Raw genomic sequence first — 19,145 nt, 5'->3', positions numbered from 1 at the left:
ATTACATTAATCATCTAGCGACGACTGTGGATTGTTTGTTTCATACGGCATGGTTAATGGCACTTCAGAACGGCTGTTAGGTAAATTTACCGCACTGTACCCTATTTCAATGTCATCAATTTCATCCTGTAGACGCGTAAATTGGCGTGCATAGAATCTTTGATCATCAATACGCTGCTCGTTGATAAATTTAATAAGCTCGGCAAAGTCGTGTTTGCGTTCTTCTCTACTCGACGCTAACAAGTACTTAGTAAGCTCTGCGCTGCTTTGTTGCTGCTGTGTAGATAGCGCCTGAGCGTATTCTTTGAATAGTGTGTGGTTTGCTTGTTGATAGAAATCACGTTGCTCACCTAAAGCTTTAGCAACTTCTTGCGTAACGCGCTGCTCAACCATTTCATCCACTGTGTTGGCGCTTTTATTTGAAAACGTAAGCGCTATACCGTTATCGCTATACGACAGCTTTGCACCGGTGAGTACGGCTAACAGCGCACACGCCGACATGGCCATGGCACACGCTGGCAAGCTAAACCAAGACAAAAACGAACGTGGTTCATCTTTCTTAAAAAAGATCTGTTCTTTGTCCCACAGAGGAAGTGCCGGAGCGACGAAGCTTGCACTTGCGCTGTTCAAACGGGCGCTATTTTCTACCGCCTGCGCGAACTCAGAATCTGAGTCACACAACGCGTTAAACTGCTTTTCCTGCTCGCTATCCAGCGAGTTCTCCAGATAAGCTGAGAATAAGGCTTCTTTGTCATATAAGGTCATTATTCCAACTCCAACTTCAACTTTGCTAGGGCTGCGTAAAGTCGCGACTTAGCGGTATTTACTGAGATATCCATTTGCTGTGCAATTTCTTCGAACGTGAAGTGGCCGAAGAATTTCAATTCCACCACCGCTTTTTGGCCCAAAGGTAGGGTCTGCATAGCCTGTGTTAATGCTCTACTCTCTCTGTCACTATAAAGCTGCATTTCAGGGCATGGCGCGCTGCAAAGCGGCGCCTGTATATCGTCAATGTCTGAATGCGGCTTTCGCTTACGATACAGTTCAACGCAGCGACAGTGGGCGATGCGATAGAGCCAACTTTTAAAACTGCCCTCACCTTTAAAGCAGGCAAGGCTGCGAAACACAGAGATAAACGTCTCCTGCATTAAATCTGCTGCATCATGGCTATTCCCTGTCATTCGAATACCGTATTGATACATAGCGGTTTCGTAGCGAGATATAAGCGTAAACCACGCTTTTTTATTACCCTGTAATGCCTGTTCCACGAGTTTTTCATCTCGTTTTTTAAACACGCCGTTCCCCGTTTTTACGCTCTGTTTTTTTACTTAACCATTAAGTCGATAAGCGTTGCAAAAAAGTTTGTTTAAATGATAAATAAATTGCCATTTAAGCATTAACTCAGTGAAATGGCGCTTTGAGCAAAGGATGCAGGACTTTTTTGGGGAGTAATGCGAAGCGCAATAATTTATGTCAGCAATAAAAAAGCGGCTGAACCTGCAGGCTCAACCGCTTTAGCTAAATATGAAAGATAGCGCGCTCAGCGCCAACACTACTTTAGTGTGGGGATAGGCAGTAGTGGCGAGATAATTTCGCCGATACGACGAAACAGCTGCATGCGAGTTGTGCCTGAACGCCATACTAAGCCAATCTCACGAAACCCCTGCTCTTCCGCTGGAAAGCTTTTAAGACCGGTGTGTTCAAGAATAGATTGGTTTATCGCAAGTTCAGGTAAAAAAGTGTAGCCCATTTTGCTATTTGCTAATTGCACTAAGGTATATAAGCTGCTTGCCGCCACGCTGCTGATTTGGTCGCTATGCTGAAGATTGCACGCGCTTACCGCATGCCCGGTCATACAGTGTTCTTGCTGAAGTAAGAAAATACTCTTTTTAGGCAAGGTTGAAATGTCGACAGGATTAGGAAGTTGCTCGGCCATATCTTTGTGTGCAATAAGATGGAACGGGTCGTGCCCCAAGACCATCTGTTTGCACCCGGGCGTTTCCATTGGCAATGCTAGAATAAGTAAGTCCAATCTGCCGTCGGTTAACTGCTGTAGCAACTTCTCCGTAGTGTCTTCCTGCATTTCCAAGTTAATTTCTGGTAGGAAAGCTGAAAATGCCCCCATCATGCCTTCAAAAAGAAACGGCGCAATGGTGGGAATAACACCTAGTTTCAAGGTGCCTCGCTGCCAGTTGCCCGCATTTTGCGCATACTCAACCAGCTCTCCCGCTTCCTGAAGTAGCACTTTACTGCGCTCAACAATATCTAGCCCCAATGATGTAAACACAAAGGTTTTATGTTCACGTTCAAGAAGTTGGCTTCCAAAGTGCTCTTCAAGATTCTGAATGGCCGTACTCAATGTGGACTGGCTGACATTGCAGCGCTGGGCAGCACGATGAAAATGTTGCTCTTGATGTAGCGTCACCAAATAGTGCAGGTGCTTAAGGTTAGGCCATTTCATGGGCGTCTCACAGTTATTTAAAAATGGATTAAAAAATATTGGATTAATCTAACATAAAGATTAGATAGCGCCTAGGGTTGAAGCCATGGTTGGCGAATACTATCTTCTATTAACCACAGCCGTATTTTTCTTCCTCCGTAAAACCGAAGCAGATAATTCTGTTTAGCTCGTAACCTATAAGAAGCTTTTAAGAATTTGTTGTTTACCGCTGGAAAGCCTTTATAAGTAGCGTTAGGATTAAATTAAAGCGTTATTTACAACATATTTTTACAGCGAAGTAAGACCCGCTCTTGTATCATTCAGTCAATAAAGCGATTAACTATTGAGGGCAGTATGAAAGGACATTATAAGAATATTTTATGTGTATTGAGCGACTCTCACCGACAAGACGATACGGTTGCCCAAGCACTGCATATCGCCAAAGCACATCAAGCCTCGCTAACTATTATGCTTTCGCTAGAATCTTTGCCGCCCAATGCTAGTATGGTGATGGAGTCTTTCTCTTACGTTGATTCTCAGCAAACTATGGAAACCCAAGCCCAGCATTGGTTAAAAGAACAAGCGGAAAGCTGGGGAAAACACTATCCCGTGTCTACCGCGGTAACGGTAGGTCAGCCGCTTATTGACGTTGTGCGTTATGTAAAAAAGAACAATATTGATTTAGTGATTAAACGGGCAGAAGAAAGCTTTCTAGATAAGTTATTCGGAAGCTTAGATATGCGTTTATTCCGAAAATGCCCTTGCCCGGTTTGGATCATTAACCATAAGCCTCGCAGTCAGTACAAAAACGTAGTGGCTGCGCTGGATTTGAATTATCACTACCCTCAGCATGAAATATCAATTAGGCGAGACCTTAACCGCGACATTTTACGTCACGCTAGCCAGATAGCTCTGCTAGAGTTTGCACAGCTACACATTGTTCACGTTTTTGATGCGGTTCCTGAAAATATCGCCAGAGACGGTTTTATTACTGTCGATAACGATAGAATGGAAACTGATCTTGCTAAAATTCATGCCGAACGTGAAGCTGAACTAGATAGGCTGCTTGAAGAACTGGGTAATGAACTCGATGACAACGTATTAGAGTACTTAAAGCCTCAGAAACACATTGTTCACGGTTATCCTAGAAGAGAAATTGCAGCTACTACCACATCGCTTGATACCGACATTATTGTGATGGGTACAGTGGCACGTTTGGGCGTTCCGGGCTACATAATGGGTGATACCGCAGAAGAAACTATCCATCAGCTTAAGTGCGCTGTGGTAGGTGTTAAACCCAGAGGCTTTGAAACACCTATCTCTATTGATTAGGTTATTAAGCAAACGCTTAACAAGAAAAAAATACGAAACAAATAAAAAGGCCGCGCTTCACTTCAAGCACGGCCTTTTTAATGCTTTTCGCTTAATACGAACGTTTGTAAGTGCTAAGTTCTAGGCTACGCCAAACGACGCTTTAAGAATATAGAAGAATATGATCGAAAGAATTGCGCCCGCAGGCAAAGTAACAATCCATGATACGATGATATTTCTCACTATGCCTAGGTTGAGCGCCGATACACCGCGCGCAAGGCCTACACCTAATACCGCACCTACAAGCGTTTGGGTAGTCGAAATAGGTAAACCCGTCCCCGATGCAATAACTACCGTACACGCAGCAGCGAGTTCTGCTGCAAAACCGCGGCTTGGTGTTAAGTGAGTAATACCTTGACCAATGGTTTTAATTACGCGATGTCCAAATAACGCAAGGCCGGCAACAATACCTAACCCACCTAATGGTAAAATCCACCAGGCAAGCGTGGTGCTTGAGTTAATCTCACCACCGCTGGTAACGACACTTACTACAGCCGCCAGAGGGCCAATCGCATTTGCTACGTCGTTAGAGCCATGGGCAAATGCCATACAGCACGCAGTCACGACCATTAGCAATGCAAATACTTTTTCAACATTAGCCGCTTGTAAGTCTGCATCTTCCGAACCGCTGAACTTCATACGGCCGATAAACCATTTCCCCAAAAAGCCCAGCGCGACAGCAATTCCAATTGCCAATAAATACCCGTTAACTGCGCTTAGCTCTAAACCAACGTGTTTAAGCCCCTTCTTGATGGTAACAAGCGACATAACAAAGCCCGCCAGTGCCATATAAAATGGTACATAACGCTTCGCATTGGCGAACGGGGAGGCTGTTTGGAAGATGAGCTTGTGCGCACTCATGAATATAAGATACGCGATAATGCCTGATATAGCTGGGGTGACTACCCAACTACCAACAATACCACCCACTTTGTCCCATGCCACTGCGTCCATGCTTACGCCGGTTGCTGTAAAACCGATGATTGCACCGATAATGGAGTGGGTTGTAGATACAGGCCACCCCAACCATGACGCTACCGCTAGCCAGATTCCAGCTGCAAGTAGTGACGAAATCATGCCCAATACAAGGTATTCAGGTATGTCTATAAAATAGGTTGAGTCGATAATCCCTTTTCGAATAGTAGACGTTACTTCGCCACCTGCTAGGTAGGCGCCAGCAAACTCAAATATCATTGCAATGATAATGGCTTGTTTTATGGTTAAAGCTTTAGAACCTACCGACGTACCCATTGCGTTGGCAACGTCATTCGCTCCAATACCCCATGCCATGACGAAACCAACGCCGGCGGCAAGGATTATAAGAATTAGGCCATAACTTTCAAAAAATTCCACGGATAATCGCTCCCGATCTAAACGCGATTTAGGCTGGACGCTACTTGAGTAAGTAGCATGATCTCTTCACCACAAGGGCTAGAGAAAGAAGTTAAAGACAAATTGTGTTTTATCATACGGTTCGATTAAATTTTGCACGATCTGTTCTTGGCTGCGGCGCATGATAACGTAATCATGTTAGAAGCCATAGCGAAAATCACTGAAAAACGATAAAAGTATGCGGAATTATTTGAATACGATGATAAATCCACCAAATATTTCAGTTTTATTACAAATAAATTTCGCATGTATCCATATTTGAATATCAATACGCAAAATCGCACTGACCATTTGGACAGGATTACGTCAAATCTTCCAACTTTTGCTGTATATTTTCCAGCGGTGTATGCCTAACATCAGTACCGCGAGTAAGATAAACCACATACTCACACACGTTTTTGCATCTATCACCAATTCGCTCTAACGAGCGCATAGCCCACAACACATCCAGCCAATCCTGCATATCTTCAGTGCTTTTCTGCATTTCGGAGGTGGTATACGACAGCAATCGCTTGTATTCGCTATCTATGCGGTTGTCTTGGTCGTACACTTCTAATGCAGCGGCTTCATCCTGACGGGCAAAAGCATCGAAAGTACCCCGCATCATGGCGGCTACCCGCTCTCCAATAAGCAACATGCTGCTCTTAATAGTATCTGAGCTCGGCAGCTTATTACGCGTTACCAGTTTAGCAATACGCTCTATTTCATCGCCCATTCGCTCAATATCGGTAATGGCTTTGGAAATAGTCATGATTAAACGTAGATCGCTGGCGGTAGGGTGGCGTTTGGCAATAATGCGCAAGCATTCTTCGTCAATTTGAATTTCCATGGAGTTAATTTTTAAGTCGTTTAACACCACCTTTTCAGCCAGTGCAGCATGATTGTGCTTAACCGCTTTTAGCGTATCGACCAACTGCTTTTCAACTTCGCCCCCCATGGTGAGTACCGAGTTACGCAAGTTCTCCAACTCGATATTAAACGTCCCCGAGATATGCGTATTTAAGGCTACCTGTCGCATAGTGATTCCTCCTCACGGCTCAAGCTCGTGTTAGAACACGCGTCCAATGCTACGTTATCCATATCGCCCCGTTATGTAATCTTCGGTTTGCTTCTTTTCTGGCATAGTAAACAAGGTGTCGCTGTCTGCATATTCTATCAGCCTACCCTGATGGAAAAAGGCCGTGTAGTCGCTTACTCGGGCTGCTTGTTGCATGTTGTGTGTCACAATAATTATTGTGCACTGTTTTTTTAATGCATCCATTAGCTCTTCAATAAACAGTGTAGTTAATGGATCAAGGGCCGAAGTGGGTTCATCTAAAAGTAGAATGTCAGGCTTTAACGCCAGTGCTCTAGCAATCACCAAACGCTGCTGCTGACCGCCAGATAAAGCATGTGCGGATTCAAACAGGCGGTCTTTTACCTCATCCCACAATGCAGCTTGTTTTAATGCGCCTTCGACGGCATCGTCTAAGTGCCGACGAATTTTCACGCCCTGAAGCTTAAGCCCGTAACACACGTTCTCATAAATGCTCATAGGAAAGGGGTTGGGTCGCTGAAATACCATGCCCACATTTGTTCTGAGGCGTGACACGTTTACTTTGCGGCTATTGATGTTTCGCTCATCAATAATAATTTCCCCCTCGTATTTGCAGCCATCGTATAAATCGTTAAGGCGGTTGAAACAGCTGATAAGTGTGGATTTTCCGCAACCACTTTGACCAATTAAAGCGGTTATTTTGTTTCTGGGAATTCGCATGCTGATGTCATTTAACACCTGCTTATTACCAAACCACAGGCTAAGGTTTTTTACCTCTACTGCGGTTTGATCTTTATTAATATCGTTTACGTTTAGCGTATTGTGTTCAAACAACTTCAACATGTTACAAACCCTGTATTATCCTTTGAGATAGCGTTTGCGCAAACGCGCTCTAAGTACAACTGCCAGAATATTTAAAACAAACACCACTACGAGTAAAAGCAAGCAAGCGGCAAACATCATACTTGCGCTTTTTCCATCGGTTTGGCTGTGGAATGCGCCGTCATAAATAAGCACGCCCAAATGCATAAACTGTCTATCAAGATGAAGATAAGGGAACTCTCCATCTATGGGCAAGGTTGGCGCAAACTTGACCGCACCGACTAACATGAGAGGGGCAACTTCACCTGCCGCCCTAGCTATAGCTAGAATTACGCCGGTCATAATACCTGGCGAAGCGATAGGCAATACAGTACGCACTATAGTTTCAATTTTGGTCGCCCCCAGTGCGTAGCTGCCTGCTTTCAATCCTTCCGGTACTCTGCGCAAGCCTTCTTCAGTGGCTACAATCACAACGGGTAAGGTTAAAATTGCCATGGTTAAGGCCGCCCAAAATACACCTGGGCTTCCCATTGTTGGAGCCGGCAGTGTTTCACTGAACAACAGCTCGTCAATACTGCCGCCCAAGGTGTAAACAAAAAAACCAAGCCCAAACACGCCATATACAATAGAAGGAACACCCGCCATGTTGCTCACACTCACACGAATAATGGTGGTCAGCGCCGTGTTAGGTGCATATTCGCTTAAATAAATGGCGGCTAATACACCAAAAGGCGTTACGATGATGGTCATTAAGAACACCATGAGGATTGTGCCAAACAACGCAGGAAATACGCCGCCAGAGGTGTTTGCTTGCTTAGGGGAGTCGGAAAGGAATACGCCAACCTCTGAAAGTACCACTTTCCATTTTTCAAATGTGCTTAAGCGACTAACAAAATCCACATCTTGAATACTTGAAATGGGAATAATGAACGGCGCCCCATCTGCAAAACTTACCGATAAGGTATACTCGGCCCGTGTTTTCTCTAACACTTCTACTCGCTTTTGATATTCTTTAAATGACGCGACTAAGCGCTCTCTAGCTGGCGCGTCTGCCACCACGTCACGTTTATCAAATTGAGATAGTGCTTCATGGATAGACGCAAGATGACGCGTGTTGAGCTCTTCAATTTGCGCACTTATCTGGGCAACGTCCTCTATAATGGCATCAATTTTATCCAAGGTTTGAGGCGGTTTAGATGGCACGACGATATGTTCGGGAATAGCCAATACGCGCCTACCATCTAATAGTTTTATTTCTGCACTCTCGTTCGCAAGTAGAGAAGTATCGATTTCCTCTCTGGATAACTGAATTTGAAAACCATAAGGATGCTCAGTATCTGAATATTTAAGAGTGACATCTTCATTTGCTGGTTCATCAAATACGTTCGCAAGCACCGAAAACGTTGTACCGTCATGATGTGTCCCAGTAACCATATAGATAGGCTCTGGCCAAAAATATGCTGTACCGCGAAAACTAATTAGTATGAGAACGCTAACTAGCGCAATAAGCAGCAGGCTGGTGAAAAAAGCCGTTAAGCTAATAACTAATGATTGGCGCTGTACCGCACTTATCCCAAACGTTGTTCGATTAACCATAGTACGCCCTACTTCTTATACGCTGGCGCAAGAGCTCTGCCATGGTGTTTACCAAAAAGGTAAACAGAAACAAAATACACGCGGTAAAAAAGAGAATTTGATAGTGCGCCGATGATACATCAGCTTCTGGAAGTTCAATTGCCAAGTTAGCAGTAAGTGCTCGCAAACCTTCTATCAATCCCCAACTGGATATTGGCGTATTTCCCGTAACCATTAAAACTATCATAGTTTCGCCAAAAGCGCGGCCAAAGCCTAGCATTATAGCGGCAACAATACCCGGTAGTGCTACGTGTAGCACTACATGAAGCAAGGTCTGCAATCGCGTGGCGCCCAGAGCGAATGAGGCATATTTAAGATCACTAGGAACGCCGTTTATGGCATCTTCCGCTAGGGAATAAATACTCGGTGAAATAGCCACACCTAACGCTAGCGCTACCACTATAGTAGTTTTTCCTATGGGGCTATCGGACTCAGCTGCTAACATTGCAAATCCGTCTCCTCCCATTAGCGAAAAAATAAGCGAGGGCGCATATTCCACGCTGATAAAACCTAAAAGGAACACACCGCTTACTGCAAAAAGTAATTCAGCGCCATGTCTTAACTTCTTTGGTAAGTATTCCGCAACAGGGCGCTGTACCAAGGCAACGACAATAAGCACAAAAGGGATGACAATAAGGAAAAAGGCAAAGGAAAATAGAAACTGCTCGGCTTTTGGCGATAACCAAATGGCCGCGATAAAACCGATTAACACACTGGGGATCGCTTCTAAAAGTTCGATAGCTGGCTTGATAACATTGCGTAAGCGACTTTTAGCAAAAAAAGCGGTATAAATTGCGGCTCCGATAGCAACTGGAATAGCAATAAGCAGCGCTAGAAGCGAGGCTTTGATACTGCCTATTAGTAGCGGAGTTAAGCTAAATTTAGCCTCCTGAAAATCAGAAGCGCTGGTGGTTTGCCATACGGTTTCTTCTGTTTCATACCCTTCGTAGTGCTGCGGTTCAAACAAAGAAGCCCAGGTAGTAACGCCGCTTAAGTACTTACCTTCCCATACTGATAAGGTGCTATCTGAATAGCCATAGAGCTTATCGCCGTACCAAACGATATTCTCAGCAGAACGCTCTATCTGTTGTGATGCCACTACATCGCCCGATACACGGTTTACCAACAACACCCTTGCTTCATCGGTCAACACAGCCACTAAGTTCATACTGGCGTGTTCTGCCACATCCTTAACTTTCTCTCCTGGTAGCGCTACTTGGTAGGTTTGTTCAAAGGTAAGACCTTTGTCGCTTTTGCTCAACACCCAGCGAGTAAGCACCTGTGTTTTATTATTCATTAGGAAAAAGGTGCGGTCTTTAGCAAGTGGAAATACAATCTTCTCATCTAACGACGCTGTGATGTCTCCTGCTATGGGTATTAGTGACGCCCCTTCATCTGTGAGTCTATTAAGGAAAAGCGCATCATCCACTTGAAGCAACACGCTCTGACTGCCGGGTAATAATACGAGTCGGTCTATATTATGAAGCCGTTTATCCACTACTTGTGTAGGGCGAAGCCGATTTACCCAACGGATAAACACGTCATTGCCTTGAGCGATTGAAACCACTGCCCATTTTGAAGACAGTGCTATGCTCCAGTCACTGCGACTCTCCCACTCATCTTTGGGAAGCGCGAAGGTAATGCTGCTTGACAACGCTGCTTTCGGCGTACTTGTGGCAATATCCTCTGTGCTGCCGTCGGCCATATTGAATGTTCTAACCGGCAAAACTCTCACTTGAGCGTTGGGAGAGACATCTACGATATAGTTCTCTCCCATCACGTTGTGGGCCGACAGCCTATGCTCGCACGGACGAATATAATCGTGATTGGTCACCAGAGCATCGCCTTTAAGCAACTTTAGCCCCAATCGACAGTCAGACTTCCTAACCAGCATTGGCTGACTATTAATGATGTCGCCTGCGCTGATAATTTTTTCATTATCTGGCGTTTTCAAGCTCAGGAGATGATTTAAACTAGGAGTATATGCCAACGGCAGAGCTTGGCTGATTAGATGGGTGATAAGAATAACAAGGGTTAACAAAACAAGGCCGCCAAAGCCGGTCACGATATAACGTGACCATCTGTCGCTTCGCTGGCGTTTTTTGTTTGTGCTGTTGCTGTCGAAAGTCATGCGGCTGTTTAGTAATTCTTATTTTCGAAATTCTTCATTTTTAAGAGGAATAACCCTAAATTGCACTGGTGAGCAGTGTAAGTTTTGTTATGCTAATAGCAAGTGAAAGTTTAAAGCATTACCTTCGCGCAACCTACTCTGCGCCTATGGTATTACCCTACAGGAAGACGATCAAAGTTTTTCTCTACACGCCCAATAAGGAGCATCGTATGCAATCATTGGTTATAAGCATTATGGGTAAAGACAAGCCTGGTTTGGTAGACGCACTGGCTAAGTGCGTATACAAGCATGAAGGCAACTGGCAAGGGTCGAGTTTTGCGCATATGGCGGGAATGTTCACCGGCTTCGTAGAAGTGCATATTGCCGATGACAACAAACAAAGCTTAATTGATGCGCTGGACGCTATTAAAGATTTGTCGGTGCAATCAGTAGCGGTTGCTAGCAGTGAACACAAGAACACCACCAAATTGACGGTTGATGTGATGGGTAATGATAAAACAGGCATTGTTCAAGAGCTCACCTCTGTTCTAAACCAGTTCAATTTGAATATTCTCACTTTTGCTTCACATTGTGAAAGCGCGCCCAACTGGGGCAGCCTGATTTTCAAAGCAAAGGCAGAAATTGCAGTACCTGAAGACTTTGACGACGGTGCACTGCAAGACTCCCTGGAGTCGTTGGCTAACGATTTGGTGGTGGATATTACCGCAAAGCGATAAAAACAAGGGCGTACTTGTGATGCCATACACTATCCTGCACATCACAAGTATTAGCTCATGATATTGAAAGTTAAAGGAATAACCGCAACGTAATGCGTGCACATTTGCACCGGAATACGTGTTGTCACAGTAGTGTCACTGACTGATGGCAGTCTTTGACCATTTTTATGAACGTGAATTGAGACATTATGGATAACGACGTTTTATATTATCCCAAAGAATTAAGCTGGCTTGCGTTTAACGAACGCGTATTGCAAGAAGCCGCAGATAAAAACAACCCTGCTATAGAACGCATTCGCTTTCTTGGTATTTATTCTAACAATCTAGATGAATTCTACCGAGTTCGCGCTGCCGATGTTAAACGCCTTATCACTATTGCGCAAAATGACGGCAACGAAGAAGAAGCAGAACGTCTTACTGCGCTTATGGGACAAATCCAGAAAAAGGTAGTACAGCTTTCTGAGAAATTTGACCAAATTCACAAAGACGTCGTGAAAACTCTCGCCCGCTACAACATTGATATACTGCGCAAAGATGACTTAGACGATTATCAAAAGCAGTGGGTACGCAATTATTTTATTAACAAAGCGTTACGCCATATTGCGCCTATTCTTATTGATAAGAAAACCGACCTGCTAAGCCGTCTAAACGGTAACTCTGTTTATCTGTATGTGGCACTGCGTAGAAAAGAACGCAACCCTAGGTTTGCGGTGATTCAAGTTCCCACGTCTGAGATGTCGCGCTTTATGCTGATCCCACCGCAAAAAAGCCGTAAGAAAAAGAGCATTGTAATGCTCGACGACATGATTCAGCTGTGCATTGAGGATATCTTCCGCGGTTTTGTAAAATTTGATGAAATTGAAGCGTTTTCATTCAAAATGACGCGCGACGCAGAGTATTCGATTAACGAAGAAATTGATGAAAGTTTCGTTGAAAAAATGTCAGAAAGTATGAAGCAGCGTCTTATTGCTGAGCCTGTACGTGTTATCTACGACACAGACATGCCAGAAGATATGCGGTCAGATCTTCGTAAACGCCTTAAGATCACCAAGTTAGATACCATGCACGCTGCTGGGCACTACCGTAATTTTAAAGACTTTATTGGCTTTCCCAATGTAGGCCGAGAGTATCTGGAACATACGTCGCTACCAGCTATCGACAGCAAAGCGTTTTCCCAATACAACACCGTTTTCGACGCCATTACTGCTCGAGACATCCTACTGTATTACCCGTATCACCGCTTCCTGCACTTCACCGAATTCGTTCGACAGGCGGCTTTCGACCCAAATGTAAAAACTATACGCATCAATATTTATCGTGTTGCCAGTAATTCACGCATTGTAAACTCACTAATTGACGCGGTAGATAACGGCAAGAAAGTAACCGTTGTGGTAGAGCTTCGCGCCCGCTTTGACGAAGAAGCCAACATTGAATGGTCTAAGCGCATGACCGATGCAGGTATACGCGTTGTACTTGGCGTGCCTACCCTTAAAATTCACTCTAAACTTTGTATTGTGACCCGTGAAGAACGGGGTAGTTTGGTGAACTATGCGCATTTTGGTACAGGTAACTTTAACGAGAAAACGGCAAAAATTTATACCGATTACAGCTTATTCACCCGTAATCAAGAATTGGCAGATGAAGGAGTAGCGGTATTCGATCTTATTCAATACCCTTATCGACGCTACAAGTTCCAGCACCTTCAAATATCGCCGTTAAACGCTAGAACTAAAATTCAGTCGTTAATTCGTCAAGAAATTCAGCACTTAAACCAAGGTCAAAAGGCCCAAATCACCTTCAAAATTAACAACCTTGTTGATAAAGAACTCATTGATGATTTGTACCGCGCCAGCCAGGCAGGGGTAAAGATCCGCGGTATAGTACGCGGTATGTGCTCACTGAATCCTGGGATAAAAGGAATAAGCGAAAATATCGAAATTATCTCTATTGTTGATAGGTTCCTTGAACACCCTCGCGTGATGATTTTTGAAGGCGGCGGAGAAAGAAAAGTATATATCTCATCTGCCGACTGGATGACCCGTAATATGGACAACCGCATTGAAGTGGGCTGCCCAGTGTATGATAAAGGTCTTCAACAGCGTATTGTTGATATAATGGAGCTACAATTTAAAGATACCCTGAAGGCTCGAGTGATTGACAAGGATCAGAGCAACAAGTACGTTCGCAGGGGAAATCGTAAAAAACTTCGCTCGCAAATAGAAATTTATGACTATTTGAAGAAGTTAGAAGACACTTTGTAGGATAGAAAATTAGTACATGACCCAGCACGAATCAGTTTTTAATGACGTGGAAACCCGCGAAGTCAATAAAGTCGCAGCACTAGACATTGGCTCAAATAGTTTTCACCTTGTAGTAGCACGCATTGTTGCTGGGGCTGTGCAGATTCTGCATAGAGTTAAACAAAAAGTCCGCTTGGCCGAAGGCCTTAATGACGACGATATGTTGTCTGATGAGGCGATGGAGCGTGGGCTTGCTATGCTAAAAGTGGTAGCAGAAAGCCTAAAGGGTTTTGAGCCCGACTCGGTGAGAATTGTCGCCACCCACACGTTACGCAAAGCGCGTAATGCCCGCAATTTTATCAACGCAGCAAAAGACATTCTTCCCTATCCTATTGAAGTGATTTCGGGGGTAGAAGAAGCTCGTCTTATTTACTCAGGCGTTGCGCATACTAACCATTCGGACGGCCAACAGCTAGTTATTGATATTGGCGGTGGCTCAACCGAGTTCGTCATTGGTGAAGGGTTTACACCTTTACTTTGCCGTAGTCTCCAAGTGGGCTGCGTGAGCTATACCAAACGATTTTTCCCAGACGGTGAGCTAAAGGCAAAAGCCTTTGACCGAGCTATCACGGCCGCACAACAAGAGCTTGAGTTAATAGACAACAAATATCGCAGACTGGGTTGGGTACAGTGTATCGGTACATCGGGTACCATTCGTTCTCTGTTTACACTTTGTCAGCAAGACAGACCTAATGGACACGATATTCCGGTGACACTTAGAAGTTTGCGCAATTTAATGAAGCAATTCATAAGCGCAGGCCATATAGACAAATTAAGCTACCCAGATTTAAGTGAAGATCGCCGTGTGGTTATCGCTGGCGGCCTCGCTATTCTTATCGCCGTTTTCAAAGCACTGGAGATTGAAGGTTTGGTGTATTCGCCTGCCGCCTTGCGTGAAGGCGTGCTTTATCAGATGGAAGACGAGCTTCATCACGCTGATATTCGCGGCAGAACCGCGAGTAGTTTGGCGACGCGCTACGATGTAGATACGTCCCAAGCCACTATGGTGCTTAACACAACCCTCTCACTTTTCAGTGATGTTGAAAAAGCGTGGAAGCTTAAAGGGCGTGACTTTAAAAGTATGCTCGGCTGGGCAGCTTTACTTCATGAGGTCGGCATGCAAATTAACTCTCGAGGCATTCAAAAACACAGCGCCTATATTCTTGGCAATGTAGACATGCCTGGGTTTACGCAGGAACAACAATTACTGCTAGCTACTCTCGTGCGATTTCATAGAAAGAAGATTCGTACCAATGAACTCCCCACGTTCAATCTTTTCGATGAGCGGTCAGTAAAACACTTAATCGCGTTACTTCGTTTGGGTGTATTGCTGAATATTAAGCGCCAAGAGGGTTTTGTACCCGATCTGGTGGTAAATGCAGAAAAGAACGAACTTACCGTTACCTTCCCAGAAGGCTGGTTAGATGAAAAACCCATTATCTCAGCTGACCTACTGCGAGAAAGCCATTACTGGAAAGCCCTTGATTTAAAACTATCTGTTGTTCCTGATATTGAGCAGTTACACCCTGGTGTTGAATAAATACATACCGACTATCAACACCTCGAACTGAGCGTTTTACAGGCAAATATCAGTATTATTTGCCTACAAAACGAGTATACTGCGCATTAGATTTTTCTTATTTACCCCCCCACAATTGGTGTTATTTCTATAGGTGCTAACAGTAGTTATGTTTCGTAGTATCTGGATTTTTTTGTTGCTGATTGCAAGTTCATCTTCCTTTGGGTCCTCAAACCACGTATATTTTTTGAGCGAGGTTACGCCGCCCTATTACTGGATTAATGAGGATGGAAAAGCTCAGGGCGTCAACGTCGACCTCGCTAGCGCACTTAAACCTCTGCTGCCATTTAGTAGTTCGTTAGAACACATGCCGTGGGCCCGTGCAGTACAAGAAACCCTCGACAATCCCAATCTGGTACTTCTATCTTTATTGAAAACACCGAACAGGGAAGATAAATTTGAGTGGATTTCATCAGTGAATCATATGCAGGCCTCGCTGATCCGCTTAAAGCAGAAAGAGACAGCGCACGTCAGTTCCTTAGACGATGCAAAGCAGTTCCGAGTAGGCTCAATACGCGGCTATGGCTCAGCATCGTTTTTGCAGCAAGAAGGTTTTGAAGAAAATAAAAACCTCGCTTTGGTTGCTGAGCCAGCACTACTGTGGAAGCTTTTGTATATGGGGCGCATCGACTTTGCATTAGCCAATTTTGAGACAGGAAAGTATGAAATCAGCGACGCAGGCTTTAACCCTAACGACGCAACGAGCGAATATGTTATCGAAGCATTGGGTGCCGATCTTTATGTTGCCACTGGCCTTAAGACTGGGAAAGACAAAATTAGCTCACTTAAAAACGCGCTTTCTATCTTAAAGGCGAATGGCGAATATGCGCGAATACTAAAAAAATGGGGCCTTGAACCGATTGAATCGGCGCATTAGCCCCATTTAGCCTCAGCACACTAATTATTGAGCTTCAACTTGCGTACTTTGTGACTGCGAGCTGTCGTATTTTTTAAACCACGCCAAGATATTTTCAACTTTACCAATCATTCTAGAAGGCTTAGAAGCAATCCCGTGCGGCGATCCAGGTACTTTTACCAGCACGCTATCAACCTTTTGAAGCTTTAATGCTTGATAGAACTGCTCAGTCTCAGACATTGGCGTGCGCTTGTCCTCCACTCCCGTGATCAGCATGGTGGGGGTCGTTACATTACCTACTAGCGATAGCGGTGAGCGCTTCCAGTAGTGCTCTACGTTATCCCAAGGCTTGCCCGGAAATTGGAAAGGGATTTGATATAGACCTGAATCGGCAGTCAGCACTTTCGATAACCAGTTGATAACGGGTTTTGCGACTACGGCTGCTTTAAATCGGTTAGTAAGGCCAATGGCATAGGCTGATGCAATGCCGCCTGCTGAACCACCAGTAATAAACAGTCGCTCTGGATCAGCGATGCCTTTTTCAATAAGCGCATCTACGCCCGACATATGGTCTGAGAAGTCATATTCCGAACTGTATTTCCCTTGAAGTAGCAATGCAAAGCGTTCTCCATAACCTGTACTGCCTCTGTGATTATCATAAAACACCACGTAGCCCTCTGCAGCCATGCGCTGCAGTTCAGCAGTGAAAACAGGGCCATAGGCGAGATTAGGTCCGCCGTGAATTTCTAAGATAAGCGGATACGTTTTCGAGCTGTCATAGTTTGGCGGCAGAATGTACCACCCCTGGATTTCTTCGCCATCAATAGAAGACGGATAGACAATTTCTTTTACTTCGCCAAGTTGCTTATGACCTAGAACGTCTTCGTTGAGCGATGTAAGCTGTCGCTCGTTTCGCGTAGTGACATATAAATCAGCGGGGCGGTCGGTACGTCCTTTGGTATACGCCACTACATCATCAACAGCGTGATAAGTGCCAAACACATAAGGTCGTCCTAACGTAGTACCACCCAGCCCCTTAGCTACGGCTTTTACGCTGCCCGATAGCGATACCACATCCACCTGCGCTAAACCGCGAACCGACTGCTGAAAATAAACGTGCTTATTATCTTTCCAGTGAAAGTTAGACACTGAATTATCAATGTCTTTTGTTAAATTTTGAGCATCTGTACCATCGCTCTTCATCACATATAAATAGCTATTTTTGTACATCACTTTTTCGTCATCGCGGCGTGCGTAAGCAATGTGCTTTCCGTCAGGCGATACGACAGGCGATGATTCAAGGCCTTTATCGTTGGTAAGCTGTGCGATATGCCCCATCATATCCACAGAAAAGATGTCCCCCTCAACAGGCTCATACTCCCAATTGTCACTGCGGTTGGCAGAGAAATAGATTTTGTCGCTATCAGGAGAGAAACTTAAGCGCCCATTGTGGTGATAGTTCCCTGAAGTAAGCTGTCGTGCTGTGCCTCCGTCAGCAGGAACAATAAAAATATGGGTATAAGCAGGTTCAAGAATACCTCGGCCATCTGCTTGATAGCGCGCTTTGGTAATATATTGAAAGCTAGGAGACCACTTTGCACCGTCAGGCTTTTTAGGCATTTTAACGTCTAGCGGCTTTTCCTTGGCATCAACGCTCATAGTGAAAGCAATGTGCTTACCATCTGGCGACCAAGTGATGTTACTTGGGTTTGAGGTGACATTTGTTACGAGTGCCGTTTGCCCTGTATCCATCCAACGCACATACAATTGCGGTTTACCTTCTTCATTAGAAAGGTAAGCCAATCGGCTACCGTCTGGTGACCAGCGAATAGAATAGTAACTCTTTTTCGACGACAGTAAGGGGCGGTGTGACTTTCCATCAACCGACGCTAGCCAGACGTTAGCTCGACTGCTGTCCGACATAATGTCGTTTGAACGGCGCACATATGCAACATATTTACCGTTTGGCGACACCTGAACTTCGCTCACGTATTCCAAATTAAAAATATCTTCCGATTTAAAATAGCGTTCAGAGTCGGTAGTAAGAGGTTCTCTCTCATTGCTTGCAAGCGCTGTGGATGACATAGCTAGCGTGCCTACGCTAAATAGTGCAGCCCATATAGCAAACCGTTTTTTGACTGACGGGTACCTGTGATTTCTCGTAAAAGACATATCTCACCTTAATCTATTTGTTCTTATCCGTTCTTTTTTATGGGGTGATCACGTTGTAGTGATGCATTTATCGTCTCCATATTACTGAATATATTCAGCCAATAAAGATTAAACGTTGAGCGACATCGCTAGGCGATTAAGCGCAGTACACAGGGGCGCTGGCTTTAGCCGAATGGTTAGTTGCGTGATAGCAGTAAAGTGCTAACTTCTCTATAAGGCTTAAAGGTAATGCCCATGAATAATCCACACGGCGAGTTTGAATGTAGCTTAAGCGGTCAGTTGCTGCTCTTCTCAGCGCGCGGACCGTGGAATGACGAAACCATGAGAAATGGCGTAGTTAAGATGTCTTCTGACATTTCACAATTCGAAAAGGGCACTAAATGGGCACAAGTAAGCTGCCTTTACGGTGAAAGCCTGATGCCCCCTTCCACCTTTGATATTTTTGTAAAACAAACTCGGGTAAGAAAAACCCGCGGCCTGTCGTTTCTTGCCGTGGTGATATTAGATACCGACATTATGCTGACAACTAAGCATCAGATTTCTCAGTGCTACGACGCTGCCGAGGTTCCTTATGGCTTTTACGAAACGGTAGAAGATGCTTTAGAAGCGATGACGAATAATGGCTATGATTTTGATAGTGACGAAGCTAAGCGCTTTTTTGCCCGCTTTAACTTTACGCGTTAACATTTAACACC

At 44.6% G+C, this 19,145-nt stretch carries 15 protein-coding genes; 6 read left to right on the top strand and 9 right to left on the bottom strand.

What is annotated here, in order from left to right:
* Window positions 1-6: 6 nt before the first annotated feature.
* The 3 genes from V7R42_RS05650 to V7R42_RS05640 form a co-directional block, all read right to left on the bottom strand.
* The gene (locus V7R42_RS05650; protein ID WP_334019221.1) at window positions 7-765 is read right to left on the bottom strand and encodes a hypothetical protein; all 759 of its coding nucleotides are present in this window, start codon (window positions 763-765) and stop codon (window positions 7-9) included.
* A complete protein-coding gene (locus V7R42_RS05645) occupies window positions 765-1,295 on the bottom strand; it encodes an RNA polymerase sigma factor (RefSeq protein WP_334019220.1) in 531 nt (176 codons plus the stop codon). The genes V7R42_RS05650 and V7R42_RS05645 overlap by 1 nt, the downstream gene beginning before the upstream one ends.
* Window positions 1,296-1,552: 257 nt before the next feature.
* Window positions 1,553-2,461: a hydrogen peroxide-inducible genes activator gene (locus V7R42_RS05640; protein WP_014948406.1), complete on the bottom strand. Its 909-nt coding sequence runs from the start codon at window positions 2,459-2,461 to the stop codon at window positions 1,553-1,555.
* Window positions 2,462-2,794: 333 nt separating this feature from the next.
* Between V7R42_RS05640 and V7R42_RS05635 the strand changes: the two genes are divergently transcribed.
* Window positions 2,795-3,772 (top strand): universal stress protein, encoded by a 978-nt coding sequence (locus tag V7R42_RS05635; RefSeq protein WP_334019219.1) that lies wholly within the window; start codon window positions 2,795-2,797, stop codon window positions 3,770-3,772.
* 120 nt (window positions 3,773-3,892) lie between these two features.
* Here the strand turns inward: V7R42_RS05635 and V7R42_RS05630 are convergent, their stop codons facing one another.
* The 5 genes from V7R42_RS05630 to V7R42_RS05610 form a co-directional block, all read right to left on the bottom strand.
* Window positions 3,893-5,164, bottom strand: coding sequence for an inorganic phosphate transporter (locus V7R42_RS05630; protein ID WP_334019218.1), 1,272 nt, complete (start codon window positions 5,162-5,164; stop codon window positions 3,893-3,895).
* A gap of 340 nt (window positions 5,165-5,504) precedes the next feature.
* Window positions 5,505-6,221, bottom strand: coding sequence for a phosphate signaling complex protein PhoU (phoU, locus tag V7R42_RS05625; protein WP_334019217.1), 717 nt, complete (start codon window positions 6,219-6,221; stop codon window positions 5,505-5,507).
* A 54-nt stretch (window positions 6,222-6,275) separates the two neighbouring features.
* Window positions 6,276-7,082 (bottom strand): phosphate ABC transporter ATP-binding protein PstB, encoded by an 807-nt coding sequence (gene pstB, locus V7R42_RS05620; protein WP_334019216.1) that lies wholly within the window; start codon window positions 7,080-7,082, stop codon window positions 6,276-6,278.
* A gap of 15 nt (window positions 7,083-7,097) precedes the next feature.
* Window positions 7,098-8,657 (bottom strand): phosphate ABC transporter permease PstA, encoded by a 1,560-nt coding sequence (gene pstA, locus V7R42_RS05615; RefSeq protein ID WP_334019215.1) that lies wholly within the window; start codon window positions 8,655-8,657, stop codon window positions 7,098-7,100.
* Window positions 8,650-10,827 (bottom strand): ABC transporter permease subunit, encoded by a 2,178-nt coding sequence (locus tag V7R42_RS05610; protein WP_334019214.1) that lies wholly within the window; start codon window positions 10,825-10,827, stop codon window positions 8,650-8,652. The genes pstA and V7R42_RS05610 overlap by 8 nt, the downstream gene beginning before the upstream one ends.
* Before the next feature lie 209 nt (window positions 10,828-11,036).
* Between V7R42_RS05610 and V7R42_RS05605 the strand changes: the two genes are divergently transcribed.
* From V7R42_RS05605 to V7R42_RS05590, 4 genes are all read left to right on the top strand, one after another.
* Window positions 11,037-11,543, top strand: coding sequence for a glycine cleavage system protein R (locus V7R42_RS05605; protein ID WP_334019213.1), 507 nt, complete (start codon window positions 11,037-11,039; stop codon window positions 11,541-11,543).
* 188 nt (window positions 11,544-11,731) lie between these two features.
* Entirely contained in the window at window positions 11,732-13,804 is a 2,073-nt protein-coding gene (gene ppk1 / locus V7R42_RS05600; protein ID WP_334019212.1) for a polyphosphate kinase 1, read from the top strand.
* Window positions 13,805-13,820: 16 nt separating this feature from the next.
* On the top strand, window positions 13,821-15,383 hold the full coding sequence (gene ppx / locus V7R42_RS05595) for an exopolyphosphatase (protein ID WP_334019211.1): 1,563 nt from the start codon (window positions 13,821-13,823) through the stop codon (window positions 15,381-15,383).
* Between the two features lie 148 nt (window positions 15,384-15,531).
* Window positions 15,532-16,299 (top strand): transporter substrate-binding domain-containing protein, encoded by a 768-nt coding sequence (locus tag V7R42_RS05590; protein ID WP_334019210.1) that lies wholly within the window; start codon window positions 15,532-15,534, stop codon window positions 16,297-16,299.
* Window positions 16,300-16,323: 24 nt separating this feature from the next.
* Here the strand turns inward: V7R42_RS05590 and V7R42_RS05585 are convergent, their stop codons facing one another.
* Entirely contained in the window at window positions 16,324-18,450 is a 2,127-nt protein-coding gene (locus V7R42_RS05585) for a S9 family peptidase (RefSeq protein ID WP_334019209.1), read from the bottom strand.
* A gap of 234 nt (window positions 18,451-18,684) precedes the next feature.
* Here V7R42_RS05585 and V7R42_RS05580 point away from each other — a divergent pair, with 234 nt between their 5' ends.
* A complete protein-coding gene (locus V7R42_RS05580; protein WP_334019208.1) occupies window positions 18,685-19,134 on the top strand; it encodes a hypothetical protein in 450 nt (149 codons plus the stop codon).
* The last annotated feature ends 11 nt before the right edge of the window (window positions 19,135-19,145 follow it).

Origin of the sequence: Alteromonas sp. S015 (genome assembly GCF_036864485.1) — a bacterium.
In the GTDB taxonomy this organism is placed as follows: domain Bacteria; phylum Pseudomonadota; class Gammaproteobacteria; order Enterobacterales; family Alteromonadaceae; genus Alteromonas.
The sequence above is the reverse complement of the archived record's forward strand: the minus strand, read 5'-3'. Positions and strand labels throughout refer to the sequence as shown.